Genomic DNA, 26,127 nt, shown 5'->3' with positions numbered 1-26,127 from the left:
GGGCCGTACCGGTTGGGCCCCATCTGAAGGTGAGCATGCCAGCCAAGGTGTCGGTGCTGATCACGGTCACCGGCATGGATCAGCCAGGCGTGACATCCGCGCTCTTCGAGGTGCTCGCGCAGCACGGAGTCGAGCTGCTCAACGTCGAACAAGTGGTGATCCGGGGCCGGCTCACGCTGGGTGTGCTGGTGTCGTGCCCGCTGGACGTTGCCGACGGTACCGCGCTGCGCGACGACGTCGCGGCCGCCATCCACGGGGTGGGTCTAGACGTCGCCATCGAGCGCAGCGACGATCTGCCAATCATTCGGCAACCGTCCACCCACACCATTTTCGTGCTGGGACGCCCGATTACCGCCGGAGCGTTCAGCGCGGTGGCCAGGGAAGTGGCCGCACTCGGCGTCAACATCGACTTCATCCGCGGCATTTCCGACTACCCGGTCACCGGCCTGGAGTTGCGGGTCTCGGTGCCGCCTGGATGCGTGGGTCCGCTGCAGATCGCCCTGACCAAGGTGGCCGCCGAAGAGCATGTCGATGTGGCCGTCGAGGACTACGGCTTGGCTTGGCGCACCAAACGCCTGATCGTCTTCGACGTCGACTCCACTCTGGTCCAAGGCGAGGTCATCGAGATGCTGGCAGCCCGTGCGGGTGCCCAGGGACAGGTCGCCGCGATCACCGAGGCCGCGATGCGTGGTGAGCTGGACTTCGCCGAGTCGCTGCAGCGTCGTGTTGCCACCTTGGCGGGGCTGCCCGCGACGGTGATAGACGACGTCGCCGAGCAGCTCGAACTGATGCCCGGTGCTCGGACCACGATCCGGACCTTGCGGCGTCTGGGTTTTCGCTGCGGTGTGGTTTCCGGCGGCTTTCGGCGGATCATCGAGCCGCTCGCACGCGAGTTGATGTTGGATTTCGTTGCGTCCAACGAGCTGGAAATCGTCGATGGCATTCTTACCGGCCGGGTCGTGGGGCCGATTGTTGACCGGCCCGGCAAGGCCAAGGCGCTTCGGGACTTCGCGAGCCAGTATGGGGTGCCGATGGAGCAGACCGTCGCGGTCGGCGACGGCGCCAACGATATCGACATGCTGGGCGCGGCCGGGCTGGGAATAGCATTCAACGCCAAGCCGGCGTTGCGTGAGGTCGCCGATGCGTCGTTGAGCCATCCGTACCTGGACACGGTGTTGTTCTTGTTGGGCGTGACTCGCGGTGAGATCGAGGCCGCCGACGCCGGCGACTGTGGGGTGCGTCGCGTCGAAATCCCGGCCGACTAGGTTGCTCGCGGAGCATGCGGCACGATAGTCGGGTGCTCGACAACGGCGGCCCTGATGCGGCCGACCCCGACCTGCTGATCGATTTCCGAAACGTGTCCCTGCGCCGTAATGGGCGCACGCTGGTCGGCCCGCTGGATTGGGCGGTCGAACTCGACGAACGCTGGGTGATCGTCGGCCCCAACGGGGCCGGCAAGACGTCATTGCTGCGCATTGCCGCCGCGGCTGAGCATCCGTCGTCGGGGGTGGCCTTTGTGCTCGGTGAGCGGCTAGGCCGGGTTGACGTCTCGGAACTGCGTGCTCGGGTCGGGCTCAGTTCCTCGGCGCTGGCGGAGCGGGTGCCCGGCGACGAACGCGTCCGCGATCTTGTCGTCTCCGCCGGCTATGCAGTGTTGGGCCGGTGGCGCGAGCGCTACGAGGCCGTCGACTACCACCGCGCGATCGACATGCTGGAGAGCCTGGGCGCTGAGCATTTGGCCAACCGCACATACGGAACACTGTCGGAGGGCGAGCGCAAGCGAGTGCTGATTGCGCGGGCTTTGATGACAGATCCAGAGCTGCTGCTGCTCGACGAACCCGCCGCCGGCCTGGACTTAGGTGGCCGAGAGGAATTGGTCGCCCGGCTGGCCGACCTGGCAGCCGACCCTGACGCGCCCGCGCTGGTTCTGGTCACCCACCACGTCGAGGAGATTCCGCCCGGCTTCAGCCATTGCCTGCTGCTGTCGGAGGCCCGGGTGGTTGCCGCGGGCTTGCTTCCCGACGCGCTGACCGCCGAGAACCTGTCCACCGCGTTTGGCCAGGAGATCACGCTGGAGGTGGCCGACGGGCGATATTTCGCCCGACGGCGTCGCAGCCGAGCAGCCCATCGGAGACAGTCATGAATTCACCTCGCGAGCCACTAGTACCCCCGCCTACACCGAGGCCGGCGGCGACCGTGATGTTGGTCCGCGACCCGGACGCCGGATCAGCGTCCGGTCTGGCCGTCTTCTTGATGCGGCGGCACGCTGCGATGGATTTCGCCGCCGGGGTAATGGTGTTTCCCGGCGGGGGAGTCGACGACCGCGACCGCGACGCCGACTTGGGCCGGCTGGGGGCATGGGCCGGTCCGCCGCCGCAGTGGTGGGCGCAGCGGTTCGGCATCGAGCCTGATCTCGCCGAAGCCTTGGTCTGCGCGGCGGCCCGCGAGACGTTCGAGGAGTCGGGGGTGCTATTCGCCGGGCCGGTCGATCAGGACCATTCGGCACCGAACAGCATCGTCTCGGATGCCTCGGTGTACGGCGACGCGCGTCGCGCACTGGCCGACCGGACGCTGTCCTTCGCGGACTTCCTGCAGCGGGAAAAGCTGGTGCTGCGATCCGACCTGCTACGGCCCTGGGCCAACTGGGTCACCCCGGAGGCCGAACTGACCCGGCGCTACGACACCTACTTCTTTGTGGGTGCCCTACCTGAAGGTCAGCGCGCCGACGGCGAGAACACCGAATCCGACCGGGCTGGTTGGGTGTTGCCAGCCGACGCTATCGCCGACTTCGCCGCCGGCCGCAACTTCTTGCTGCCGCCGACCTGGACGCAACTGGACTCGCTGGCCGGTCATACCGTTGCCGACGTGCTGGCCGTCGAACGCCAAATCGTCCCGGTGCAGCCACAGCTGGCCCGCAACGGCGACAACTGGGAGATCGAGTTCTTCGATTCCGACCGCTATAACCAGGCCCGGAGATCGGGCGGATCGACCGGGTGGCCGCTGTGACGCCAACGGTGCCCGAGTTCGTCAACGTCGTGGTCAGTGACGGCTCCCAGGATGCCGGCCTGGCCATGTTGCTCCTATCGCGACCGCCTACCAACGCGATGACCCGCCAGGTCTACCGGGAAGTGGTCGCCGCGGCCAACGAGCTGGGGCGACGCGACGACGTGGCCGCAGTGATCCTGTATGGCGGCCACGAAATCTTCTCCGCCGGCGACGACATGCCCGAACTGCGGACATTGAGCGCGCAGGAGGCCGACACCGCCGCCCGGATTCGGCAGCAGGCCGTCGACGCCGTTGCGGCGATCCCCAAGCCGACCGTGGCCGCCATCACCGGATACGCGTTGGGTGCCGGCCTTACGCTGGCCCTAGCCGCCGATTGGCGAGTCAGCGGTGACAACGTGAAATTCGGCGCGACCGAGATCCTGGCCGGCCTGATCCCCAGCGGCGACGGAATGGCCCGGCTGACCCGTGCGGCCGGTCCGAGCAGAGCCAAGGAGCTGGTGTTCAGCGGGCGCTTCTTCGACGCCGAGGAGGCCTTGGCGCTGGGCCTGATCGACGACATGGTGGCCCCCGACGACGTTTACGACGCCGCGGCGGCCTGGGCGAGGCGCTTTCTTGACGGCCCGCCGCACGCGCTGGCCGCGGCCAAAGCCGGGATCAGCGACGTCTACGAGCTGGCGCCGGCCGAGCGGATCGCCGCTGAGCGTCGGCGCTATGTCGAGGTGTTCGCCGCTGGTCAAGGTGGTGGCAGCAAGGGTGACCGGGGCGGCCGTTAGGCTCGCCTATATGACGAGGAGTTCAAACATCCCCGCCGACGCCACTCCCAATCCACATGCCACGGCCGAGCAGGTGGCCGCAGCTCGGCACGACAGCAAGCTCGCCCAGGTGCTCTACCACGACTGGGAAGCCGAGAACTACGACGAGAAGTGGTCGATCTCTTATGACCAGCGTTGCGTCGACTACGCCCGCGGCCGGTTCGACGCGATCGTGCCTGATGAGGTCATCGCGCAGCTGCCCTACGACCGCGCACTGGAACTGGGCTGTGGAACCGGATTCTTCCTGCTCAACTTGATCCAGGCTGGCGTTGCCCGGCGTGGATCGGTCACCGACCTCTCACCCGGCATGGTCAAGGTCGCCACCCGCAATGGGCAAGCGCTGGGGCTAGACATCGACGGCCGGGTCGCCGACGCCGAGGGCATCCCGTACGACGACGACGCTTTCGACCTCGTGGTCGGGCATGCGGTGCTGCACCACATTCCCGACGTCGAGCTGTCGTTGCGGGAGGTGGTTCGGGTACTCAAGCCGGGCGGGCGCTTCGTGTTCGCCGGCGAGCCGACCACCGTCGGCGACGGCTACGCTCGCACACTGTCCACGCTGACCTGGCGTGTCGTCACCAACGCTACCAAGCTGCCCGGCCTGAGAGGCTGGCGCCGACCACAAGGCGAGCTCGATGAGTCCTCGCGCGCCGCGGCGCTGGAGGCCCTGGTCGACCTGCACACATTCACGCCCCAGGACCTGCAGCGGATCGCGCACAACGCGGGTGCAGTCGAGGTCCAAACCGCCACCGAGGAGTTCACCGCGGCGATGCTGGGTTGGCCGTTGCGCACGTTTGAGTGCACGGTGCCGCCAGGGCGGCTGGGCTGGGGTTGGGCGCGCTTCGCCTTCACCAGCTGGAAGACTCTGGGCTGGGTGGACGCCAACGTCTGGCGGCATGTGGTGCCGAAGGGCTGGTTCTACAACGTGATGATTACCGGGGTTAAGCCGTCCTGACCAGCGGCTTCACTGGTCTCACGTTCACCACCGCCGACGTCAGCTATCTGCGGTCAGAATCGGGTGCGGTTGCGCTGGCCGCGGTCGCAGAGCTCGAGCTGACCGCTGCCACTCGCATTGCCGACACCGCCGCGGTGCGCGCCCGGTTTGGCGATCGGGCGCCGTGGCTGGTGGAGACCACGCTGCTGCGCCGCCGCGCCGCCGGCAAACTGGGCGAGCTGTGTCCGAACGTTGGGGTGTCGCAATGGCTATTCACCGATGAGGCGCTGCAGCAGGCTACCGCAGCACCCGTGGCCCGGCACCGGGCCAGGCGACTGGCCGGTCGGGTAGTGCACGACGCGACCTGCTCCATCGGCACCGAGCTGGCCGCGCTGCGCGAGCTAGCTGTCCGGGCGGTCGGCAGCGATATCGACCCGGTGCGGCTGGCCATGGCGCGCCACAACCTGGCCGCCCTGGGAATGGAAGCTGACCTGTGCCGCGCCGATGTGCTGCATCCGGTGACCCGCGACGCGGTCGTCGTCATCGACCCGGCGCGTCGCAGCAACGGGCGGCGACGCTTCCACCTCGCCGACTACCAGCCCGGCCTGGGCCCCCTACTGGACCGCTACCGCGGCCGTGATGTGGTCGTCAAGTGCGCTCCCGGAATAGATTTCGAGGAGGTGGGCCGGCTCGGTTTCGAGGGCGAGATCGAGGTGATCTCATACCGCGGTGGGGTTCGAGAAGCATGTCTTTGGTCGGCCGGGTTGGCCGGATCGGGTATCCGCCGTCGAGCCAGCATCCTCGATTCCGGTGAACAAATCGGTGACGACGAGCCCGACGACTGCGGTGTGCGGCCCGCCGGGAAATGGATCGTCGACCCCGACGGCGCCGTCGTCCGTGCCGGCCTGGTACGCAACTACGGCGCCCGGCATGGGCTGTGGCAGCTCGATCCCCAAATCGCTTACCTGTCCGGTGACCGGCTGCCGCCTGCGTTGCGCGGGTTCGAGGTGCTCGAGCAGCTGGCCTTCGACGAGCGTCGGCTGCGTCAGGTGCTGTCAGCGCTGGATTGCGGGGCAGCCGAAATCCTGGTGCGCGGCGTTGCGATCGATCCCGACGCTCTGCGGCGACGGCTCCGGCTGCGGGGCAGCAGACCGCTGGCGGTGGTCATCACCCGCATTGGTGCCGGGTCCTTGAGCCATGTGACCGCCTATGTGTGTCGGCCGTCCCGGTAGCGGCACGGGTAGGCTGGCGGCGGTCACCCCTAAGCTGCGCCAACGCCTTTGGTCTGCGAGGACGATTAGACGATGCGTTATCTGATAGCGACCGCAGTGCTCGTTGCTGTGGTCCTGGTGGGCTGGCCGGCGGCTGGTGCGCCGCCGTCATGCGCCGGCCTGGGCGGCACTGTGCAGGCCGGCCAGATCTGCCATGTGCACGCCTCGGGCCCTAAGTACATGCTGGATATGACATTTCCTGTCGACTATCCCGACCAGCAGGCGCTGACCGACTACATCACGCAAAACCGCGACGGGTTCGTCAACGTCGCGCAGGGGTCCCCGCTGCGAGACCAGCCCTACCAAATGGACGCCACCAGCGAACAGCACAGCTCCGGCCAGCCGCCGCAGGCCACCCGCAGCGTAGTGCTCAAATTCTTCCAGGACCTCGGTGGGGCACATCCGTCCACCTGGTACAAGGCCTTCAACTACAACCTCGCGACCTCGCAGCCCATCACCTTCGACACGTTGTTCGTGCCCGGCACCACGCCACTGGACAGCATCTACCCCATCGTTCAGCGCGAGCTGGCACGTCAGACCGGTTTCGGTGCCGCGATATTGCCTTCGACCGGCCTCGACCCGGCTCACTACCAGAACTTTGCTATCACCGACGACAGTCTGATTTTCTACTTCGCCCAGGGTGAGCTGCTGCCGTCGTTTGTCGGCGCTTGCCAAGCCCAGGTGCCGCGCAGCGCCATTCCGCCGCTGGCAATCTAAGGTGCGAAGCTGTAGACCTGGCCGTCGCTGGTGGCGGTCACCACGCGGCGGTCGTTGCCGACCGATACACCGACGGGATATCCGGTCGCTCCGGGTAGCGGATAGCTGTTGACCGTGTGGCCGTTGGCCGGATCGAAGACCAGCAACGACAAACCGGGCGTGCCATCGTGGTTTGGACCGCTGATGACCGTATAGCCGACGCCGGTGCCGGCCAGACTCGCGGTCGACAGCGCAGTAACGTCGTCGCGTCGCCAGGCCCCCTCGGCGTGATCACCGGCATCCCGGAACGCCGCCAGCGCGGTGTCGGGGCCCCCGCCGGACACGATCAGTCCATGTGGGGTCAGTGCGGGCGGCGTCTGCGCCAGAAAGCCCAGGGGAGCTGACCACTTCGCTTTCCCGTCGGCGGCGTTGAGTGCCCATAGCCGGTGGTCGCGCCCATTGACGTAGACCGTCGATCCGTCGGCGGAGAGCACTGGGCTGGCCAGCACGCCCGCGCTGACAGCGTCACTGGTCCACTCGCGGACGAGTTGCTCAGCGTGGTATTTCAGCCCGACCAGCTTCGCGGCCGGTTCGCCCGGCTGCCAGACGCTGACCACCACCGTGCCGTTGACCGACGAGAACGCAGGGGCGGCCGCGACCGGGCAGCCCGGCCGGGCTGGCGCGCAGTCGGCCAGTCCGCGTGTCGCATCGGTGGGATCGATGCCGTCCACCAGGTCCACCGGACTGCCGACCACCATGCCGCGGCGGGTATCGAATACCAGCAGCTGCCCCAGGTGTGTACTCACGAGCAGGCGGCCATGCCCCAGAAACCGCGGGGTGGACGGCATCCCGATCACGGGCTGGCGCCAGCGCGTCCACTGGGTCGGCGGAAAGGAGATTATCGCTCCCGGCTGGCCGACGTAGAGGTTGTCGAAGCCGTCGAACAACGGGCCGGCGAAGCCGCCGCCCTGGACCAGCCGCACACACCAGCGCTGCCGGCCGTTGTTGTCGTTCTGCCACTCCATCAGCGAACACCCGGCCGGGGTCTGCCCGTTTAACGCGAGGTACCCGCGTGCGCTCAGGGCTGGTCCGGCAGCCAAGCTTCCTTTGACCGAACGCGTCCACCGCAGCGTGAGATTGGTGGCGCCATTCGTCGTGGTGTAGCTGCTGTTGGCGGCGTCGCCGTATTGTGCGGGCCAGCCTTGTGCGGGGGCCGCTTCTACCCACGAGTCGGCACTTCCGCAACCGCCCAGCTCGACCGCGATTACGGCGGCCGCAACGGCCGCCGGAAGGCGTCGCGCAAGCGCCTTATCCTTTCGCAGGTTCCCAGATCCTTCCGCTACGTGGGTCGCTCATCGGCGGGCCCGGCCGAATGAGTACAGGTGAGGGTAACCGCTACAAATGAAGTTGGTCAGTGCTGGCCAACTGTGTAATGGTTGCCCGGCTCGGGTCACCACGTACATTCTGGCAAGGCGGGCGAGATTCGGTTCCTCGCGTCCTTGGCCGGTGGCGGTTCCCGGTTGTCCGTGGGCGTGTCGTGTACGTGGTGTAAGTGTCGTGAACGTCCTCAGTTTGGGCTCGTCATCGGGTGTGGTGTGGGGCCGGGTGCCGATCACCGCCCCCGCGGGGGCGGCCACCGGCGTCACCTCGCGCGCCGATGCGCATTCTCAGATGCGCCGATACGCCCAAACAGGTCCGACAGCTAAGCTAAGCTCTGCGCCAATGACAACCATGTGGGGTGCTCCGCTTCACCGCAGGTGGCGAGGATCGCGGCTGCGCGACCCACGTCAGGCCAAGTTCCTCACGCTGGCATCGCTGAAATGGGTGCTTGCCAACCGCGCCTACACTCCGTGGTACCTGGTGCGCTACTGGCGGCTGTTGAGGTTCAAGCTGGCCAACCCGCACATCATCACCCGCGGCATGGTGTTTCTCGGCAAGGGTGTGGAGATCCACGCGACACCGGAACTAGCGCAACTGGAGATCGGCCGCTGGGTGCACATCGGGGACAAGAACACGATCCGTGCCCACGAGGGCTCGCTGCGGTTCGGCGACAAGGTGGTGCTGGGCCGGGACAACGTCATCAACACCTATCTCGACATCGAGATCGGGGACTCGGTGCTAATGGCCGACTGGTGCTATATCTGCGATTTCGACCACCGGATGGACGACATCACGCTGCCGATCAAAGACCAGGGCATCATCAAGAGTCCGGTGCGGATCGGGCCCGACACCTGGATCGGCGTGAAGGTGAGCGTGCTGCGCGGCACCACCATCGGACGGGGCTGCGTGCTCGGCTCGCACACGGTGGTCCGCGGCGCAATTCCCGACTATTCGATCGCGGTCGGGGCGCCGGCCAAGGTGGTCAAGAACCGCCAGCTGTCCTGGGAGGCATCGGCCGCGCAGCGCGCTGAGCTAGCCGCTGCCTTGGCCGACATCGAACGCAAGAAGGCGGCCCGCTAGCCCCGAGCACCCTAAAGCCGATGGTGCTCCGGCGACCATCCACATCGGGTACGCGAAATTGGCTGCCGGGCAGCCGATTCCACGGTGAGCCTACTCGGGGTGGTCATCGACCTTGAAATCGAAGTTGACATCGCCGGCGTCAACGCTGGTGACAATCACCGAGATGCCATACGTTTTGCTGCCGTCGGTCAGTCGACACCGCAGTTTGGCTCCCTCGACGCCCTTTAGATTGTCGGGGCAGGTCACCGAATCGGGCCTGGCGCCCACCCGCTGGAACAGTTTGTCGCTGATGATGTTGGCAACCTGGTTCTTGTCGACGGTCTCCACCATGTCGAACTTGACGTCGCTACCGTCGACACTGGTCACGGTGACGTTGACGTTGAACGTGCGGTCCTTGATCTTCATTTCGCAATTCAGCTCGGCCCCGACCTCTGCCGGGAGATCGCTTGGGCACGTCACCGATTCGGGCTTGTTGCCGGCGGCGTCTGTCATCTTGGCGGTGATCTGCCGGGCGACCTCGGCCTTGCTCACCGAGTGCGAGTGCGACGTTCCGATCGAAAACGAGCAGGCTGTGGGAATGGCGATCAGGGCCGTGGCGGCACCTGAGGCCAGCAGCGTGCGAACGATCGAGTGAGCCATGTCGCCTCCCTGGCATCTCAAACTGCGAATTCGCCGATCATGGCATGTCAAACGGCGTCTTCGATACCGAATCGATAAAGGGGGTTGACCTCCGGCAGATAATTGTGCGCCGGTGCGGCTTGGATGCAGGCGCCTCCAGGCCGAGTCGGGTTGTGCCCAGCACGGGGCGCTCGGCGAACTAGCTGCTGAGCGCGGCGACCAGCCCTTCGGGGTCCGCAACGGTCACTGTCAGCGCCGAATGGTCCCGCAGTCCAATCACGCGGTGGATCCGCGGCTCGAAGTGGATGCAGACACCGGCAGCTGCGTTGGTTCCGAACGTGAGTCCGTCGTCGACCATCGACAGTCGGGGGCCCACCGCTGTCCACCATCGGTATGGGCCGGTGATGTGCGCATCGCGGACGCTAGACAGTGGCGCCTCGACGCGAAACGGCCCGTAGCGTGCGACGAAGCGGCCATCCTCGGTCACGGTCACGCCTTGGCTGCCCGGCCATCGAAACGGTAGCCACATAGGCGCCAGTCGAAGGTCGTAGCGATAGGGGAAGTGGAGCCCCTGGTCCTGCGGTTTCACTGCGGTGCTCCGATCATCACGTCCCTGCCACGGCTACCGATCGGGAAGAGCGTGCTCGACGATGGGCAACCGGGGCTGCGGCTGCCGTTCACCGCGCTTCGCCGCCAGGTACACCTGCGCGGTCGCGGTGGCCACCGTCTGCCAGTCGAAGTCGGAGGTGAGCCGTTGCCGGGCGGCTCGTGCGCGCCGCTGCGCGGCGGCCGGATCGTCGAGCACGCTACGCACCGCGGCGGCCAGCCCCGCTACGTCGCGGGGTGCACACGACACCCCGGTCTGTCCATTGATGACCGCTTCACCCAGACCGCCGATGTTGGACGTCACCAGCGGGGTGCCGGCCGCGGCGGCCTCCAGTGCCACCAGCCCAAACGGTTCGTAGTGGCTGGGCAGCACCGCGGCGTCGGCTCGGTGCAGCAACGCCAGCAGCTCGGTGTGGTCGAGGTGTCCGACGAACCTGGTTGCTCTGAGCACCCGGTGTTTGCGGGCCTGATCGATCAACCAATCCTGCTGGGTGCCTTCGCCGGCGATGGTCAGTGTGGTGCCTGGGTGAGTGCGCCTGAGCCGCGGCAGCGCGGCGATGGCGTCGTGCACGCCCTTCTCGTACTCCAGCCGCCCCACATAGAGCAATTCGGCTGGCCCGGTGCGCGGGCGGCGGGCCGCGAACGGCCAGCGCGCCGCGTCAATGCCGTTACGGATCACGGTGATCTCGGCCAGCCCGGGCCCGAACAGCTCGGTGATCTCGTCGTTCATCGACGCCGAGCATGTGATCAGCGAATCGGATTCACGCACCAGCCACGACTCGACCGCGTGCACCTGACGGCTGAGAGCTCCGGAGACCCAGCCGGAATGTCGACCGGCCTCCGTTGCATGAATCGTGGAAACCATTGGCACGTCATAGAACTGGGCAAGGGCGATGGCCGGATGGGCCACCAGCCAGTCGTGTGCGTGCACGACGTCAGGACGCCACGAGCGGTCGGTGCCAAGTTTCTTCAAGCGCAGCCCGGCGCGGATCATGGCGTGGCCCATCGCCAGGGTCCAGGCCATCATGTCGTTGCCAAACGTGAACTCGTGCGGGTCCTGCGCGGCCGCAATCACCCGGACCCCTTCGGTCACCTCATCGGAGGATGGGTGTGTGCTGGGATCGGTGCCCGACGGACACCGGGACAACACGACGACATCGTGACCGGCTGCGGCTAGCGCGGTCGACAGATGATGCACGTGGCGGCCGAGTCCGCCGATCACCACCGGCGGGTACTCCCACGACACCATGAGGATCCTCATGCGCGCGGCCGGTTCCGCCTGTGCGAGGCGTTCACTTGGGCAGCCTCCGAGCGTCCAGGGCGCCGAACAGACCGTCGGCGCGGTTCCACCCTTCGGCGAGCCGCCGTGCGGTGTCGCGTCGGCCCGCGGCCAGCGCGCCGGCGATCTCCCGGGTGGCGTGTGCGTGCAGGTGAGCACGATAGCGGGCGTAGTCGGCGGCGGAGTCCTTGCTCACCATGAACGGCCAGTCGCTGGACACGGTGAGCAGGGTCTCGCGCAGGATCTGATCAGCAACGTGATCGCGAGGCAGCGGTCCGTCCAGGGACGCTGTCTGGGCCAGCGCCTTGTCGATGGTGGTCAACGCGGTATCGACCACTTCGCTGTTGAGCTGGACCAGATCGGCCACCTTGGCACCGCTCCACACCTGCCAGTCCTTGCCGGAACCCCAAGAGCTGGGTGGCAATTCGACCGGGTCGCCGACGAATCCGTCGGCGATCGCATCGCTCAGGGTGCCCACCCGGACACCGGCGGCGGGTAAAGCCCGCAATACCCGTTGCAGCCAGGTTGGGCCCTCGTACCACCAGTGGCCGAACAACTCGGTGTCGAAGGCGGCGATCACGTGGGCGGGCCGGCCGATGCGCTCGGACTCGGAGAGCAGCCGATTGCGCACCACGTCGACGAAATCGGCAACATGGACGTCGACGGCGCGGTCAGCGCGCTCGGGATCGTAGGGTGCCTTTTGCTCCGACGGCACGTTACGCCCGGTGACCCTGGCCGGTTTGAGTCCGGTCAGGTGGTCGTAGGTGTGGAAGTCGCGGTAGGCGGCGTGCCCGGGGTAGCCGGATTTCGGTGACCACACCCGGTAGCTGACCTGCAAGTCGCGACCGAAGGCGACCACATCGGTTTTCCCCACCGGCCGGCCCAGCGCGGTGTCGCCGTGCAGCGACGGGCCGTCGACCATGAAGTGACTGACCCCCGCGGTGGCGTAGTCGACCTCCATCCCCGGGGCGTATGCGCATTCGGGTGCCCAGATCCCTTTCGGGCGGTGCGCCAGCCGCAGCTGAGCATCGGCGAGGCCTTCGCGCAGCGCGAACTCGCGCAGCCGCGGTGCCAGCAGCGGCTGGAACGGGTGGGCAAGTGGGCCACCGAGCAGCTCCACCGTGCCGGCGTCGATCAGGCCGCGCAGCAGTGGGCTGCCGCCGTGCCGCCACCGCGTGGCGAAGTTGTCGAGCGCGCGAGCTGCATCGGCACATTCGCGAATCCCAAAGGCCCGCAACGCCTCCGGTGTGCATGACGGATAGTCAGCCGACTTCGACTGACGGGCATACCGCACGCTGGCGGCCTCTTCGGCGCGCAGCTGCCAGTTGGCTAGCCAGTGATGCACACCGTTGAGGCAGTATGGGTCGTCGAGCTGGGCGTTGACCACCGGCGTCATCCCGAGGGTGATCAACCGGTGCCGGTTCTCGTCGGCCAGCGCGGCCAGCACCTGCAGCAGCGGCAGGTAGGCCGCCGCCCACGACTGATAGAGCCATTCCTCGCCGACCGGCCAGCGCCCGTGGTGGGCCAGCCAGGGCAGGTGAGTGTGCAGAACAAGCGTGAACAGGCCGGGCACCGGGCTTGCGGACGTGTTCAAGGCCGCACCGCGATCGCGATCAGATCCAGGCTGTCATCGATGTCACGGTCGTGACCCGCTGCCACCATCTCGAAGTCGGCGGTGGTGACCGCCGCGACGTCTGCGGCTAGCTCGGGTGGCCACGGTGCGCCGGCCACCGCCCGCATGATCTGTGCGTCGATGATGGAGCCGCCGTGGCGGGCGTCCATGTCGCGCAGGCGTGGGCCATGAAACAACCCGCACATGGCCACATCGACGAATCCCGCGTCGATCAACAGCGAAGTGAGCTCGTCGGCATTGAGCTCGCGGGTGTGGAATGGGTTGATCGGGGTATCGCGGCCGGGGGAAAAGGTGATCCGGTTGGGGGTGGACACCATCAACAGTCCCGAGCCCCGCAGTACCCGGGCGCACTCGCGAACGAATCGGGCTTGATCCCACAGATGCTCGATGACCTGGAAGTTGACCACGACGTCTACCGACGCGTCGGGCAATGGCAGCTCGGCCAGGTTTGCTTGCATCACCTCCACTCGGGGATAGCGGCTCCGGACATGGGCCACCGCAGTCTCGTCGTAGTCCACCGCGATGACCTGGCGAGCGACGCAGGCGATCAGGTCGGCGCCATATCCCTCGCCGCAGCCGGCTTCCAGCACGTCGCGGGCCGTGCAGCGGGGTGCCAGCCGCTGGTAGACGACCTGGTGGCGGCGAAACCAGTAGTTCTCGATGTCCAGATCGGGGATGGTGCGCTCGCCGGTCAGCGTCAACACCGCAGGGCTAGCCGTGGAGGCCGACGGCGGGTTGTCGCCTCGGCTATGGCGGGGAACGTGGGGAACGAATGCGCACATTGTTAAGGCAGGCTAACCCGTGGCATCGGATTCGCGAACCGGGCACCGGGAGTATCCGCCGGTCGTGGGCGAGGCACAGGCGTGGGAACCTGCTCTACCACCCGCTATGGTGTGAGGGCGCACCACGCGAACTTACCGAATAGTAATATCGCTGTGCGGTTGCAAAACGTGTGACCGAGGTTCCGCAGTCGAGCGCTGCGGGCCGCCTTCGAGGAGGACGAACCACAGTCATGACGAACATCGTGGTCCTGATCAAGCAGGTCCCAGATACCTGGTCGGAGCGCAAGCTGACCGACGGCGATTTCACGCTGGACCGCGAGGCCGCCGACGCGGTGCTGGACGAGATCAACGAGCGCGCCGTGGAGGAAGCGCTACAGATTCGGGAGAAAGAGGCCGCCGACGGCATCGAAGGGTCGGTAACCGTGCTGACGGCGGGCCCCGAGCGCGCCACCGAGGCGATCCGCAAGGCGCTGTCGATGGGTGCCGACAAGGCCGTCCACCTAAAGGACGACGGCATGCACGGCTCGGACGTCATCCAAACCGGGTGGGCTTTGGCGCGCGCGTTGGGCACCATCGAGGGCACCGAGCTGGTGATCGCAGGCAACGAATCGACCGACGGGGTGGGCGGTGCGGTGCCGGCCATCATCGCCGAGTACCTGGGCCTGCCGCAGCTCACCCACCTGCGCAAAGTGTCGATCGAGGGCGGCAAGATCACCGGCGAGCGTGAGACCGATGAGGGCGTATTCACCCTCGAGGCCACGCTGCCCGCGGTGATCAGCGTGAACGAGAAGATCAACGAGCCGCGCTTCCCGTCCTTCAAAGGCATCATGGCCGCCAAGAAGAAGGAAGTTACCGTGCTGACCCTGGCCGAGATCGGTGTCGAGAGCGACGAGGTGGGGCTGGCCAACGCCGGATCCACCGTGCTGGCGTCGACGCCCAAACCGGCCAAGACTGCCGGGGAGAAGGTCACCGACGAGGGTGAAGGCGGCAACCAGATCGTGCAGTACCTGGTTGCCCAGAAAATCATCTAAGACATACGCACCTCCCAAAGACGAGAGCGATATAACCCATGGCTGAAGTACTGGTGCTCGTTGAGCACGCTGAAGGCGCGTTAAAGAAGGTCAGCGCCGAATTGATCACCGCCGCCCGCGCCTTGGGCGAACCAGCCGCCGTCGTCGTCGGTGTGCCGGGGACGGCCGCGCCGCTGGTGGACGGGCTTAAGGCGGCTGGTGCCGCCAAGATCTACGTCGCCGAGTCCGACCTTGTCGACAAATACCTGATCACCCCGGCGGTCGACGTGCTGGCCGGGCTGGCCGAGTCCTCGGCCCCTGCCGGCGTACTAATCGCCGCCACCGCGGACGGCAAGGAGATCGCCGGCCGACTTGCGGCTCGGATCGGCTCGGGTCTGCTGGTCGACGTGGTCGACGTGAGAGAAGGTGGAGTGGGTGTCCACAGCATCTTCGGTGGGGCGTTCACCGTCGAAGCGCAGGCCAACGGCGACACCCCGGTGATCACCGTGCGCGCAGGAGCCGTGGAGGCGGAGCCGGCCGCCGGCGCCGGTGAGCAGGTCAGCGTGGAAGTGCCGGCTGCGGCGGAGAACGCCGCCAGGATCACCGCGCGCGAACCGGCGGTCGCCGGCGACCGGCCGGAGCTGACCGAGGCGACCATTGTGGTGGCCGGTGGCCGTGGTGTCGGCAGCGCGGAGAACTTCAGCGTGGTCGAGGCGCTGGCCGACTCGCTGGGCGCCGCGGTCGGGGCCTCGCGTGCCGCAGTCGACTCCGGCTACTACCCGGGCCAGTTCCAGGTCGGCCAGACCGGCAAGACGGTGTCGCCCCAGCTCTACATTGCCCTGGGCATCTCCGGGGCGATCCAGCACCGCGCTGGCATGCAGACGTCCAAGACCATCGTCGCGGTCAACAAGGACGAAGAGGCGCCGATCTTTGAGATCGCCGACTACGGGGTGGTGGGAGACCTGTTCAAGGTCGCTCCGCAGCTGACCGAGGCCATCAAGGCCCGCAAGGGCTAGGTTCCCTGCGCGAGCAGTCGCAAAAGACCCCGACACGCCGAGGCGTGGGGGGCCTTGGCGCCTGCTCACCTAGCCCAACAGTTCGTCATCTGACGTGCACCGACACGTCACAACGTTGATGCCGATTAGCTGATCGGCTGCGCCACGTTGGTGCTATGAGCATCGCTTCTGTGCTGATACCCAGTGACAAACCGCATGGCGTCGCGACAGGATCGTCAACCGGACCGCGCTATTCCCTGTTGCTATCCACCGATCCCAGCATGGTCGAGGCGGCGCAGCGGCTCCGCTATGACGTGTTCAGCACTACGCCAGGCTTCGCACTGCCGGCGGCCGCGGATACGCGCCGGGATGGCGACCGGTTCGACGAGTACTGCGATCACCTGCTGGTCCGCGACGACGACACCGGTGAGCTGGTGGGTTGCTACCGGATGCTGGCACCGGCGGGTGCCATCGCCGCCGGAGGACTCTACACCGCAACGGAATTCGACGTTTGCGCGTTCGATCCGCTGCGGCCGTCGTTGGTGGAGATGGGCCGCGCCGTGGTGCGCGAGGGTCACCGCAACGGTGGGGTGGTGTTGTTGACGTGGGCGGGCATCCTGGCCTACCTGGACCGATACGGCTATGACTATGTGACCGGATGTGTGTCAGTACCAATCGGGGGAGACGGTGAAACGCCGGGCAGCCGGCTGCGTGGGGTGCGCGACTTCATCCTCAACCGGCATGCCGCGCCGCCGCAGTGCCAGGTGTACCCCTACCGGCCGGTGCGCGTGGACGGGAGGTCCCTCGACGACATTCTCCCTCCGCCACGGCCAGCAGTTCCCCCGCTGATGCGCGGTTACCTGAGACTGGGCGCGCGGGCCTGCGGGGAGCCGGCGCACGACCCGGACTTTGGCGTGGGCGACTTCTGCCTGCTACTGGATAAGGACCACGCCGATACGCGATATCTGCGACGACTGCGGTCGGTTGCGGCGGCCTCGGAAATGGTGAACGACGCGCGATGAGCGCTCCCGCAGTCACCGAACACTCCTGGTTGCCCCGCGCAACGTGCGGCGTCAGCTGCGTGAGTGTCGGCGACGCTGCGCAGGTGCGGCGGCCGCTGGTGGTGCTGCGGGTAGCGCTTCGCGTCATGTTGGCTCTGCTCCTGGTACCGGGAGTGCCGCTGGTGGTGATGCCACTGCCGGGCCGAACGCGGGTGCAACGCATCTACTGCCGGTTGGTGCTGCGCCTTTTCGGTGTCCGGATCACGGTGTCGGGTAGTCCAGTTCGGAACCTGCGCGGAGTCCTGGTGGTCAGCGGGCACGTGTCCTGGTTGGACGTCTTCTGCATCGGTTCGGTGTTGCCCGGGTCGTTCGTCGCGCGCGCCGACATGTTCACCGGACGGACTATAGGGATCGTGGCGCGCATTCTGAAGATCATTCCGATCGAGCGAGCCAGCCTGCGGCGGCTTCCCGGGGTTGTCGATACCATCGCGCGTCGGCTGCGCGCCGGTCAGACGGTGGTGGCCTTCCCCGAGGGCACCACCTGGTGCGGTCGGCCGGGCGACGATGCCGGCCGTCCAGCGGCCCGAGCAGGAGCCGGGTGCTCGCATCGCGGTTGTGGGGCTTTCTATCCGGCGATGTTCCAGGCCGCAATCGATGCCGGCCGCCCGGTGCAGCCACTCCGGTTGACATATCACCACGTCGACGGCACCGTCTCGACCGCTCCGGCCTTTGTCGGCGACGACACCTTGGTGCGGTCGGTTTGCCGGCTGCTGACCGTGCGCCGCACGCTGGCCTGGGTGCGCGTCGAGTCTTTGCAGCTGCCAGGTACCGATCGTCGGAATCTCGCGCGCCGTTGCCAGTCAGCGGTGCTTGCGGGAGCCTTGGGGCAGTCGGGGCAACGCCCAGGCCGCCGGCACGTGCCGGCGACCTAAGTGGTCTGGCCCCAGCCAGATTGCCCAGCCGCTGCTGCGGCCGTGGCCTGCGCGCACGTTCTGCGTCGCCGCCCGGGCCAGTATTCTAGGTGCGTCATGGCCTACCTGGATCACGCTGCCACCACCCCGATGCACCCCGCCGCCATCGAGGCGATGGCGGCCGTGCAGCGCACCATCGGCAATGCGTCGTCGCTGCACACCAGCGGGCGCTCGGCGCGCCGGCGGATCGAGGAGGCCCGTGAGCTGATCGCGGACAAGCTAGGCGCTCGTCCGTCCGAGGTGATCTTCACCGCGGGCGGCACCGAAAGCGACAACCTGGCTGTCAAAGGTATCTATTGGGCACGCCGCGATGCGGAGCCGCACCGCCGTCGCATCGTCACCACCGAGGTGGAACACCACGCCGTACTGGACTCGGTGAACTGGCTCGTGGAACACGAAGGCGCCCATGTGACCTGGCTGCCGACCGCCGCCGACGGCTCGGTGTCGGCAACTGCGCTGCGCGAGGCACTGCAGAGCCACGACGACGTCGCGCTGGTATCGGTGATGTGGGCCAACAACGAGGTCGGAACTATTCTACCGATCGCCGAAATGTCAGTTGTCGCCATGGAATTCGGCGTGCCGATGCACAGTGATGCCATTCAGGCGGTGGGACAGCTCCCGCTTGACTTCGGGGCCAGCGGGCTGTCGGCGATGAGCGTGGCCGGGCACAAATTCGGTGGCCCGCCAGGAGTGGGTGCGTTGCTGCTGCGCCGCGACGTCACCTGCGTGCCCCTTATGCACGGCGGTGGGCAGGAGCGCGATATTCGTTCCGGCACACCCGATGTCGCCAGTGCAGTTGGAATGGCGACGGCCGCGCAGATCGCGGTGGACGGACTCGAGGAAAACAGCGCGCGGTTACGGCTGCTGCGGGATCGTCTGGTCGAGGGTGTGCTGGCTGAGATTGACGATGTTTGCCTTAACGGCGCCGATGACCCGATGCGGCTAGCGGGTAACGCGCACTTCACTTTCCGTGGCTGCGAAGGCGATGCGCTGTTGATGTTGTTGGACGCTAACGGAATCGAGTGCTCAACCGGATCGGCCTGCACGGCAGGTGTAGCGCAGCCCTCGCATGTGTTGATTGCAATGGGCGTCGACGCGGCCAGCGCCCGCGGATCATTGCGTCTCTCGCTGGGGCACACCAGTGTTGAGGCTGATGTCGATGCCGCGTTGGAGGTGCTTCCCGGGGCGGTGGCACGTGCACGGCGGGCCGCCCTAGCCGCCGCGGGAGCATCCCGATGAAAGTTCTCGCCGCGATGAGCGGTGGCGTCGACTCGTCTGTTGCTGCCGCCCGCATGGTCGATGCCGGACACGAGGTGGTCGGAGTGCACATGGCGCTATCGACCGCGCCCGGCACGCTGCGCACCGGCTCGCGGGGCTGTTGTTCCAAAGAGGACGCTGCAGACGCGCGCCGCGTCGCCGATGTGCTCGGAATCCCGTTTTATGTTTGGGATTTCGCAGAGAAGTTCAAAGAGGACGTGATCAACGACTTCGTGTCGTCGTATGCCCGCGGGGAAACTCCGAACCCTTGCGTGCGGTGCAATCAGCAGATCAAGTTCGCTGCTCTGTCCGCCAGGGCTGTGGCGTTGGGTTTCGATACGGTGGCCACCGGCCACTACGCCCGGCTGTCGGGTGGGCGGCTGCGCCGCGCCGTCGACCGGGACAAGGATCAGTCTTATGTGCTTGCCGTGCTCACTGCGCAGCAGCTGCGCCACGCCGCGTTCCCGATCGGCGACACGCCGAAGCGGCAGATCCGTGCCGAGGCGGCCCGCCGCGGCCTGGCGGTCGCCAACAAGCCGGATAGCCACGACATCTGCTTCATACCGTCCGGGAACACCAAGGCTTTTTTGGGTGAGCGCATCGGGGTTCGCCGTGGTGTGGTGGTTGACGCGGATGGTGTGGTGCTGGCTTCCCATGATGGGGTGCACGGGTTCACCATCGGGCAGCGTAGAGGCCTGGGCATCGCCGGGCCGGGCCCGAATGGTCGTCCGCGCTATGTCACGGCGATCGACGCCGACACCGCCACCGTTCACGTAGGTGACGTGACCGACCTTGATGTGCAAACGCTGACTGGGCGCGCTCCCGTCTTCACCGCCGGAGCCGCGCCGTCAGGACCCGTTGACTGCGTGGTCCAAGTGCGTGCGCACGGTGAAACCGTCAGTGCGGTAGCGGAATTGATCGGCGATGCGCTTTTCGTGCAGTTGCATGCCCCGCTGCGCGGCGTGGCGCGCGGCCAGACGCTGGTGCTCTACCGACCTGACCCAGCCGGTGACGAGGTGCTCGGCAGCGCGACCATCGCCGGCGCTTCAGGGTTGTCGACTGGCGGCAACCCCGGGGCTTGACTCGGCGCCAAATCACTCGTAGAAACCCGGCGACTGGAGTTACGTCCAGGGGTGTGGTGTACGGGCAGGTAAGGCCGGTGGGCGTGTCGTAGCCCAGTAGTGGGCGGTCATCGCGTGATCCTTCGAAACGACCAGCAAAAGTCAATCGAAGGAAATGACGCAATGACCTCTTCTCATCTTATCGACGCCGAGCAGCTTCTGGCTGACCAACTCGCACAGGCGAGCCCGGATCTGCTGCGCGGGCTGCTCTCGACGTTCATCGCCGCCTTGATGGGGGCTGAAGCCGACGCCCTGTGCGGGGCGGGCTACCGCGAACGCAGCGATGAGCGGTCCAATCAGCGCAACGGCTACCGCCACCGTGATTTCGACACCCGTGCCGCAACCATCGACGTCGCGATCCCCAAGCTGCGCCAGGGCAGCTATTTCCCGGACTGGCTGCTGCAGCGCCGCAAGCGAGCTGAACGCGCACTGACCAGCGTGGTGGCGACCTGCTACCTGCTGGGAGTATCCACTCGCCGGATGGAGCGCCTGGTCGAAACACTTGGTGTGACAAAGCTTTCCAAGTCGCAAGTGTCGATCATGGCCAAAGAGCTCGACGAAGCCGTAGAGGCGTTTCGGACCCGCCCGCTCGATGCCGGCCCGTATACCTTCCTCGCCGCCGACGCCCTGGTGCTCAAGGTGCGCGAGGCAGGCCGCGTCGTCGGGGTGCACACCTTGATCGCCACCGGCGTCAACGCCGAGGGCTACCGAGAGATCCTGGGCATCCAGGTCACCTCCGCCGAGGACGGGGCCGGCTGGCTGGCGTTCTTCCGCGACCTGGTCGCCCGCGGCCTGTCCGGGGTCGCGCTGGTCACCAGCGACGCCCACGCCGGCCTGGTGGCCGCGATCGGCGCCACCCTGCCCGCAGCGGCCTGGCAGCGCTGCAGAACCCACTACGCAGCCAATCTGATGGCAGCCACCCCGAAGCCCTCCTGGCCGTGGGTGCGCACCCTGCTGCACTCCATCTACGACCAGCCCGACGCCGAATCAGTTGTTGCCCAATATGATCGGGTACTCGACGCTCTGACCGACAAACTCCCCGCGGTGGCCGAGCACCTCGACACCGCCCGCACCGACCTGCTGGCGTTCACCGCCTTCCCCAAGCAGATCTGGCGCCAAATCTGGTCCAACAACCCCCAGGAACGCCTCAACCGAGAGGTACGACGCCGAACCGACGTCGTGGGCATCTTCCCCGACCGCGCCTCGATCATCCGCCTCGTCGGAGCCGTCCTCGCCGAACAACACGACGAATGGATCGAAGGACGGCGCTACCTGGGCCTCGAGGTCCTCACCCGAGCCCGAGCAGCACTGACCAGCACCGAAGAACCCGCCAAGCAGCAAACCACCAACACCCCAGCACTGACCACCTAGACTGCCACCCGAAGGATCACGCGAGGAACCTTCACTCGTACACCACGTCCCTGGCCTTGGCCGCGACTGGCTAGCCGGGCGGCTGCTCGGGTCCGCCGATAGAGACCGGGATGTCGCCCGACGACGGGCAGCCGGGTTGCGTGGGACGGGGCGGGGGTCGGGCAGCCCAAGCAACGGGCTAGTCCCCGAATCCTACGGAGCCGTCACCTACGCCTACGTAATAGTAGCTATCAATAACAGTTGACATACGCAACGATCTGTGAGATCAATATTGCCTGACGCATGTCAAGACAGGCGTCAAGACAGGTGTCAATAATTCGCTCCGCTGGTGACGGTAACCGGTCGTGCGGGTGTGTGACGCCTAAGGAAGGAGTGTGGGTGGTGACGCTGAGAGTGGTTCCTGAGGGTTTGGCGGCCGCCAGTGCGGCGGTGGAGGCGTTGACCGCACGGCTGGCCGCCGCACACGCTGGCGCGGCGCCGGCGATTACGGCGGTGGTGGCGCCGGCGGCGGATCCGGTGTCGTTGCAGAGTGCGGTGGGGTTTAGCGCCTTAGGTAGCGAGCATGCGGCGATCGCGGGCGAAGGGGTCGAGGAGCTGGGTCGTTCCGGGGTCGCTGTGGGTGAGTCTGGGATCGGTTATGCCGCCGGTGATGCGGTGGCGGCGGCGACGTATCTGGTTTCGGGTGGGTCGTTGTGACGGCGCCGGTGTGGTTGGCGTCGCCGCCGGAGGTGCATTCGGCGCTGCTAAGTGCTGGTCCGGGGCCGGGTTCGTTGCAGGCGGCCGCGGCGGGGTGGAGCGCGTTAAGCGCCGAGTACGCCGCTGTGGCGCAAGAGTTGAGCGTGGTGGTGGCCGCGGTGGGGGCCGGGGTGTGGCAGGGTCCCAGTGCTGAGTTGTTTGTGGCCGCCTATGTGCCGTATGTGGCGTGGTTGGTGCAGGCCAGTGCGGATAGCGCGGCGGCGGCCGGTGAGCATGAGGCCGCGGCGGCTGGCTATGTTTGTGCGTTGGCGGAGATGCCGACGTTGCCGGAGTTGGCGGCCAACCACCTCACGCATGCGGTGTTGGTGGCGACGAATTTCTTTGGGATCAACACGATCCCGATCGCGCTCAACGAGGCCGACTATGTGCGGATGTGGGTCCAGGCGGCCACCGCGATGAGCGCCTATGAGGCGGTGGTGGGTGCCGCGCTGGTGGCCACACCACACACCGGCCCGGCACCGGTCATCGTCAAACCCGGCGCCAATGAAGCCAGCAACGCCGTGGCCGCCGCAACCATAACCCCATTCCCATGGCACGAAATTGTACAGTTTTTAGAAGAAACGTTCGCAGCATATGACCAGTATCTGTCCGCTTTGCTTTCCGAACTCCCTGCGGTGGCTTGGGTTTGGTTCCAGCTCTTTGTGGATATCCTGGGTTTCAACATTATTGGGTTCATTATTACGTTGGCATCCAATGCTCAACTATTGACAGAGTTCGCTATCAATGCTTCTTATGTTGCGGTCGGATTATTGTATGCCATTGCGGGCGTTATAGACATAGTTGTCGAGTGGGTTATTGGGAATCTGTTTGGTGTTGTTCCCCTTTTGGGGGGGCCGTTGTTGGGGGCGTTGGCCGCTGCTGTGGTTCCGGGTGTAGCTGGGTTGGCCGGGGTGGCGGGATTGGCCGCTCTGCCGGCGGTGGGTGCGGCTGCTGGCGCGCCGGCGGCGTTGGTGGGCAGTGTGGCGCCGGTGTCGGGTGGTGTGGTGTCGCCGCAGGCGCGGTTGGTGTCGGCGGTGGAGCCGGCTCCCGCGAGCACGTCGGTGTCGGTGCTGGCTTCTGATCGGGGTGCTGGGGCGTTGGGGTTTGTTGGGACGGCTGGCAAGGAGTCGGTTGGGCAGCCGGCGGGGTTGACGGTGTTGGCCGATGAGTTTGGTGATGGTGCGCCGGTGCCGATGCTGCCGGGCAGCTGGGGGCCGGATTTGGTCGGTGTGGCCGGTGATGGGGGGTTGGTGTCAGTTTGACGATCTGACGGCCGTGAACTCGACCAAATTTTCGATCGAAAGAGTGTCTAAAAATCATTGCCCGGAATATTTGAAAGGGATTCGTGGTGTCGCAGAGTATGTACAGCTACCCGGCGATGACGGCCAATGTCGGAGACATGGCCGGTTATACGGGCACGACGCAGAGCTTGGGGGCCGATATCGCCAGTGAGCGCACCGCGCCGTCGCGTGCTTGCCAAGGTGATCTCGGGATGAGTCATCAGGACTGGCAGGCCCAGTGGAATCAGGCCATGGAGGCTCTCGCGCGGGCCTACCGTCGGTGCCGGCGAGCACTACGCCAGATCGGGGTGCTGGAAAGGCCGGTAGGCGATTCGTCAGACTGCGGAACGATTAGGGTGGGGTCGTTCCGGGGTCGGTGGCTGGACCCGCGCCATGCGGGTCCAGCCACGGCCGCCGACGCCGGAGACTAAACGCGCGTGGTGGAAATGTCAGCACCAATGTCGTCGCGCAGCGCAACGCACAACTGACCACGTTGACATCCGTCCTGGCATCCTGAACGCGGGCTCGAGGTGCTAACCCGGCACGTTGGCGGCGATGTTCGTCATCACGATGTCGGAGACCGATTCCGGGAAGCCGCAGAAGGTCACTTCCAACAGGGCCGCCGATAGGACCCGGTAGTCGCGACCGCAATCGCCGGCCCGGATGTGTAGGGAATTGCCGCCGGCGGTCCACCTACTGACGAACAGCCAGCCTGCCGGACTTGCCGCGCAGTCGTGGACGGTGACCGCCAGGGTGTCGAAGGCACGCCGGGCGGTGCCGGCATCCCGATAGGCGGCGGCCGCCTCGGAGATCAGACTGCCATCTGGCCGGTCCTGGAAGGTGGTCTTGTGAAACGCTTCGATCTCAGAGCCAAAGACTGCCGTCTCGGCATAGATGAACCGGCATTCTCGTGGTATGGGTTGGGCGAAATCGTCGACGTCGACGGGATACGTCGTGTCCATCGTGGGGATGATCGTCAGGTCATCGCCGGAGCCGGTGATTGCTTGCATCCGTGACTGATCCAACAGGATCGTAGCGACGTCAAGCATGCCCTGTCGGTCACCGCCAAAAGTCGCCGAAGCCGTGCCGCCCACCACCCGGGTGCACGCCGCAATCAGTAGTGTCGCGCCACATAACAGCAGCGGCCGCGTCAATCCCACCATCTGCCACCCTTCTGCTTCGAAGGTACCCGGGCGAACCTGCAGCAGACACCCCTGGCGGCCAGCCGACGATGTGAGGTCGAATACGGTTGCCGGGTGAGTGTTTTCGCAACGGCCACCGGGATCGGATCGTGGCCGGGCACCGCCGCGCGAGAGGCCGCGCAGGTCGTGGTCGGGGAGTTGGCGGGTGCATTGGCCTATCTCACCGAGCTGCCCGCCAGGGGCGTCGGCGCCGACATGCTGGGGCGAGCCGGCGGACTGCTGGTCGACGTGGCGATTGACACCGTGCCTCGTGGCTACCGCATCGCTGCTCGACCCGGCGCGGTGACACGGCGGGCCGCGAGCCTCCTCGACGAGGATATGGATGCCTTAGAAGAGGCCTGGGAGACCGCGGGCCTGCGTGGCTGTGGGCGGGCGGTGAAGGTGCAGGCGCCCGGGCCAGTCACATTGGTCGCGGGGTTGGAGCTGGCCAACGGTCACCGGGCGATCACCGACCCCGGAGCCGTGCGTGACCTGGCCGCCTCGCTGGCCGAAGGCGTTGCCGCGCATCGCGCGGCGCTGGCGCGTCGACTTGACACACCGGTGGTGGTGCAGTTCGACGAGCCGTCGTTGCCGGCGGCGTTGGGCGGCCGGCTGACCGGGGTGACCGCGTTGAGCCCGGTTGCCCCGCTCGACGAGACGGTGGCCGAAGCGCTGCTCGACACTTGCATCGCGGCTGTCGACGCGGACGTAGCGCTACACAGCTGCAGTCCGGATTTGCCGTGGGATCTGCTGCAGCGCAGCAGAATTAGTGCGGTATCGGTGGATGCGAGCACACTGCAGGCTGCGGATTTGGATGCTGTCGCGGCATTTGTCGAGTCGGGCCGAACCGTCGTGCTGGGCCTGGTCCCGGTGACCGCCCCGGAGCGAGCACCTTCGATGGAAGAGGTCGCTGCTGCGGCGGTCGCGGTCACCGATCGGCTCGGCGTTCCTCGCTCGGCGCTACGCGATCGACTCGGCGTCAGCCCGGCGTGTGGTCTGGCCAATGCGACGGGGCAGTGGGCCCGCACCGCGGTCGGGCTTGCCCGTGATGTCGCTGAGGCGTTCGCGCGGGACCCAGAGGCCATCTGAGGGAAGAGCCCCCTCGGCT

At 66.7% G+C, this 26,127-nt stretch carries 26 protein-coding genes; 19 read left to right on the top strand and 7 right to left on the bottom strand.

Annotated features, from left to right (window positions below; genetic code table 11):
- The first annotated feature begins 35 nt into the window (after positions 1-35).
- From serB to FF952_RS16020, 7 genes are all read left to right on the top strand, one after another.
- Entirely contained in the window at positions 36-1,265 is a 1,230-nt protein-coding gene (gene serB / locus FF952_RS16050) for a phosphoserine phosphatase SerB (protein ID WP_003415945.1), read from the top strand.
- Positions 1,266-1,279: 14 nt separating this feature from the next.
- A complete protein-coding gene (locus FF952_RS16045; protein WP_003415944.1) occupies positions 1,280-2,143 on the top strand; it encodes an ABC transporter ATP-binding protein in 864 nt (287 codons plus the stop codon).
- Positions 2,140-3,006: an NUDIX hydrolase gene (locus FF952_RS16040; protein WP_003415943.1), complete on the top strand. Its 867-nt coding sequence runs from the start codon at positions 2,140-2,142 to the stop codon at positions 3,004-3,006. Before FF952_RS16045 ends, FF952_RS16040 begins: the two co-directional genes overlap by 4 nt.
- A gap of 8 nt (positions 3,007-3,014) precedes the next feature.
- Positions 3,015-3,779 carry an enoyl-CoA hydratase gene (locus tag FF952_RS16035; protein WP_003415942.1) on the top strand — a complete coding sequence of 255 codons (765 nt, stop codon included), beginning with the start codon at positions 3,015-3,017 and terminating at the stop codon, positions 3,777-3,779.
- A 10-nt stretch (positions 3,780-3,789) separates the two neighbouring features.
- Positions 3,790-4,773: a class I SAM-dependent methyltransferase gene (locus FF952_RS16030; protein WP_003415941.1), complete on the top strand. Its 984-nt coding sequence runs from the start codon at positions 3,790-3,792 to the stop codon at positions 4,771-4,773.
- Entirely contained in the window at positions 4,770-5,984 is a 1,215-nt protein-coding gene (locus FF952_RS16025) for a class I SAM-dependent methyltransferase (RefSeq protein WP_014585367.1), read from the top strand. The genes FF952_RS16030 and FF952_RS16025 overlap by 4 nt, the downstream gene beginning before the upstream one ends.
- A 72-nt stretch (positions 5,985-6,056) precedes the next feature.
- Positions 6,057-6,740 carry an esterase gene (locus tag FF952_RS16020; protein WP_003415939.1) on the top strand — a complete coding sequence of 228 codons (684 nt, stop codon included), beginning with the start codon at positions 6,057-6,059 and terminating at the stop codon, positions 6,738-6,740.
- Here FF952_RS16020 and FF952_RS16015 read toward each other — a convergent pair.
- Positions 6,737-7,984: an outer membrane protein assembly factor BamB family protein gene (locus tag FF952_RS16015; RefSeq protein WP_193586988.1), complete on the bottom strand. Its 1,248-nt coding sequence runs from the start codon at positions 7,982-7,984 to the stop codon at positions 6,737-6,739. The two genes, FF952_RS16020 and FF952_RS16015, sit on opposite strands and share 4 nt — an antisense overlap.
- A gap of 457 nt (positions 7,985-8,441) precedes the next feature.
- On the opposite strand from FF952_RS16015, the gene FF952_RS16010 reads away from it, so the two are divergent.
- Positions 8,442-9,179: an acyltransferase gene (locus FF952_RS16010; RefSeq protein WP_015631518.1), complete on the top strand. Its 738-nt coding sequence runs from the start codon at positions 8,442-8,444 to the stop codon at positions 9,177-9,179.
- Positions 9,180-9,269: 90 nt separating this feature from the next.
- On the opposite strand, the gene FF952_RS16005 is transcribed toward FF952_RS16010, so the two are convergent.
- The 5 genes from FF952_RS16005 to FF952_RS15985 all read right to left on the bottom strand — a co-directional run bounded on the left by FF952_RS16005 (position 9,270) and on the right by FF952_RS15985 (position 14,097).
- The gene (locus FF952_RS16005) at positions 9,270-9,818 is read right to left on the bottom strand and encodes an anti-apoptotic protein (RefSeq protein WP_003415932.1); all 549 of its coding nucleotides are present in this window, start codon (positions 9,816-9,818) and stop codon (positions 9,270-9,272) included.
- Between the two features lie 178 nt (positions 9,819-9,996).
- Positions 9,997-10,386, bottom strand: coding sequence for a hypothetical protein (locus FF952_RS16000; RefSeq protein WP_003415930.1), 390 nt, complete (start codon positions 10,384-10,386; stop codon positions 9,997-9,999).
- A 33-nt stretch (positions 10,387-10,419) separates the two neighbouring features.
- Entirely contained in the window at positions 10,420-11,664 is a 1,245-nt protein-coding gene (locus FF952_RS15995; protein WP_003415928.1) for a glycogen synthase, read from the bottom strand.
- A 31-nt stretch (positions 11,665-11,695) separates the two neighbouring features.
- Entirely contained in the window at positions 11,696-13,276 is a 1,581-nt protein-coding gene (locus tag FF952_RS15990) for a 1,4-alpha-glucan branching protein domain-containing protein (protein ID WP_003899891.1), read from the bottom strand.
- Positions 13,273-14,097 (bottom strand): class I SAM-dependent methyltransferase, encoded by an 825-nt coding sequence (locus FF952_RS15985; RefSeq protein WP_003415922.1) that lies wholly within the window; start codon positions 14,095-14,097, stop codon positions 13,273-13,275. Before FF952_RS15985 ends, FF952_RS15990 begins: the two co-directional genes overlap by 4 nt.
- A 230-nt stretch (positions 14,098-14,327) precedes the next feature.
- Between FF952_RS15985 and FF952_RS15980 the strand changes: the two genes are divergently transcribed.
- The 10 genes from FF952_RS15980 to esxQ all read left to right on the top strand — a co-directional run bounded on the left by FF952_RS15980 (position 14,328) and on the right by esxQ (position 24,269).
- Positions 14,328-15,128 (top strand): electron transfer flavoprotein subunit beta/FixA family protein, encoded by an 801-nt coding sequence (locus tag FF952_RS15980; RefSeq protein WP_003415921.1) that lies wholly within the window; start codon positions 14,328-14,330, stop codon positions 15,126-15,128.
- A gap of 38 nt (positions 15,129-15,166) precedes the next feature.
- On the top strand, positions 15,167-16,123 hold the full coding sequence (locus FF952_RS15975) for an electron transfer flavoprotein subunit alpha/FixB family protein (protein WP_003899889.1): 957 nt from the start codon (positions 15,167-15,169) through the stop codon (positions 16,121-16,123).
- 155 nt (positions 16,124-16,278) lie between these two features.
- Positions 16,279-17,124 carry a GNAT family N-acetyltransferase gene (locus tag FF952_RS15970; RefSeq protein WP_031680804.1) on the top strand — a complete coding sequence of 282 codons (846 nt, stop codon included), beginning with the start codon at positions 16,279-16,281 and terminating at the stop codon, positions 17,122-17,124.
- Positions 17,121-18,035, top strand: a complete 915-nt coding sequence (locus FF952_RS15965) for a lysophospholipid acyltransferase family protein (RefSeq protein ID WP_003415914.1) — start codon at positions 17,121-17,123, stop codon at positions 18,033-18,035. Before FF952_RS15970 ends, FF952_RS15965 begins: the two co-directional genes overlap by 4 nt.
- Positions 18,036-18,131: 96 nt before the next feature.
- Positions 18,132-19,313: a cysteine desulfurase family protein gene (locus FF952_RS15960; RefSeq protein WP_003415911.1), complete on the top strand. Its 1,182-nt coding sequence runs from the start codon at positions 18,132-18,134 to the stop codon at positions 19,311-19,313.
- Positions 19,310-20,413 carry a tRNA 2-thiouridine(34) synthase MnmA gene (gene mnmA / locus FF952_RS15955; RefSeq protein WP_003415909.1) on the top strand — a complete coding sequence of 368 codons (1,104 nt, stop codon included), beginning with the start codon at positions 19,310-19,312 and terminating at the stop codon, positions 20,411-20,413. The genes FF952_RS15960 and mnmA overlap by 4 nt, the downstream gene beginning before the upstream one ends.
- 162 nt (positions 20,414-20,575) lie before the next feature.
- A complete protein-coding gene (locus tag FF952_RS15950; protein ID WP_003901078.1) occupies positions 20,576-21,823 on the top strand; it encodes an IS256-like element IS1081 family transposase in 1,248 nt (415 codons plus the stop codon).
- A 381-nt stretch (positions 21,824-22,204) separates the two neighbouring features.
- Positions 22,205-22,519, top strand: coding sequence for a PE family protein (locus FF952_RS15945; protein ID WP_003415766.1), 315 nt, complete (start codon positions 22,205-22,207; stop codon positions 22,517-22,519).
- Positions 22,516-23,820 (top strand): PPE family protein, encoded by a 1,305-nt coding sequence (locus FF952_RS15940; RefSeq protein WP_024470851.1) that lies wholly within the window; start codon positions 22,516-22,518, stop codon positions 23,818-23,820. The genes FF952_RS15945 and FF952_RS15940 overlap by 4 nt, the downstream gene beginning before the upstream one ends.
- Before the next feature lie 86 nt (positions 23,821-23,906).
- A complete protein-coding gene (gene esxQ / locus FF952_RS15935; protein WP_003415272.1) occupies positions 23,907-24,269 on the top strand; it encodes a type VII secretion system ESX-3 effector EsxQ in 363 nt (120 codons plus the stop codon).
- A gap of 102 nt (positions 24,270-24,371) precedes the next feature.
- On the opposite strand, the gene FF952_RS15930 is transcribed toward esxQ, so the two are convergent.
- Entirely contained in the window at positions 24,372-25,001 is a 630-nt protein-coding gene (locus FF952_RS15930) for a sensor domain-containing protein (protein WP_003415270.1), read from the bottom strand.
- 93 nt (positions 25,002-25,094) lie between these two features.
- Between FF952_RS15930 and FF952_RS15925 the strand changes: the two genes are divergently transcribed.
- Positions 25,095-26,108 (top strand): uroporphyrinogen decarboxylase/cobalamine-independent methonine synthase family protein, encoded by a 1,014-nt coding sequence (locus tag FF952_RS15925; RefSeq protein ID WP_003415268.1) that lies wholly within the window; start codon positions 25,095-25,097, stop codon positions 26,106-26,108.
- Positions 26,109-26,127 lie beyond the last annotated feature (19 nt).

Origin of the sequence: Mycobacterium tuberculosis complex sp. N0072 (assembly GCF_030323725.1) — a bacterium.
Lineage (GTDB): Bacteria > Actinomycetota > Actinomycetes > Mycobacteriales > Mycobacteriaceae > Mycobacterium > Mycobacterium tuberculosis.
The sequence above is the reverse complement of the archived record's forward strand: the minus strand, read 5'-3'. Positions and strand labels throughout refer to the sequence as shown.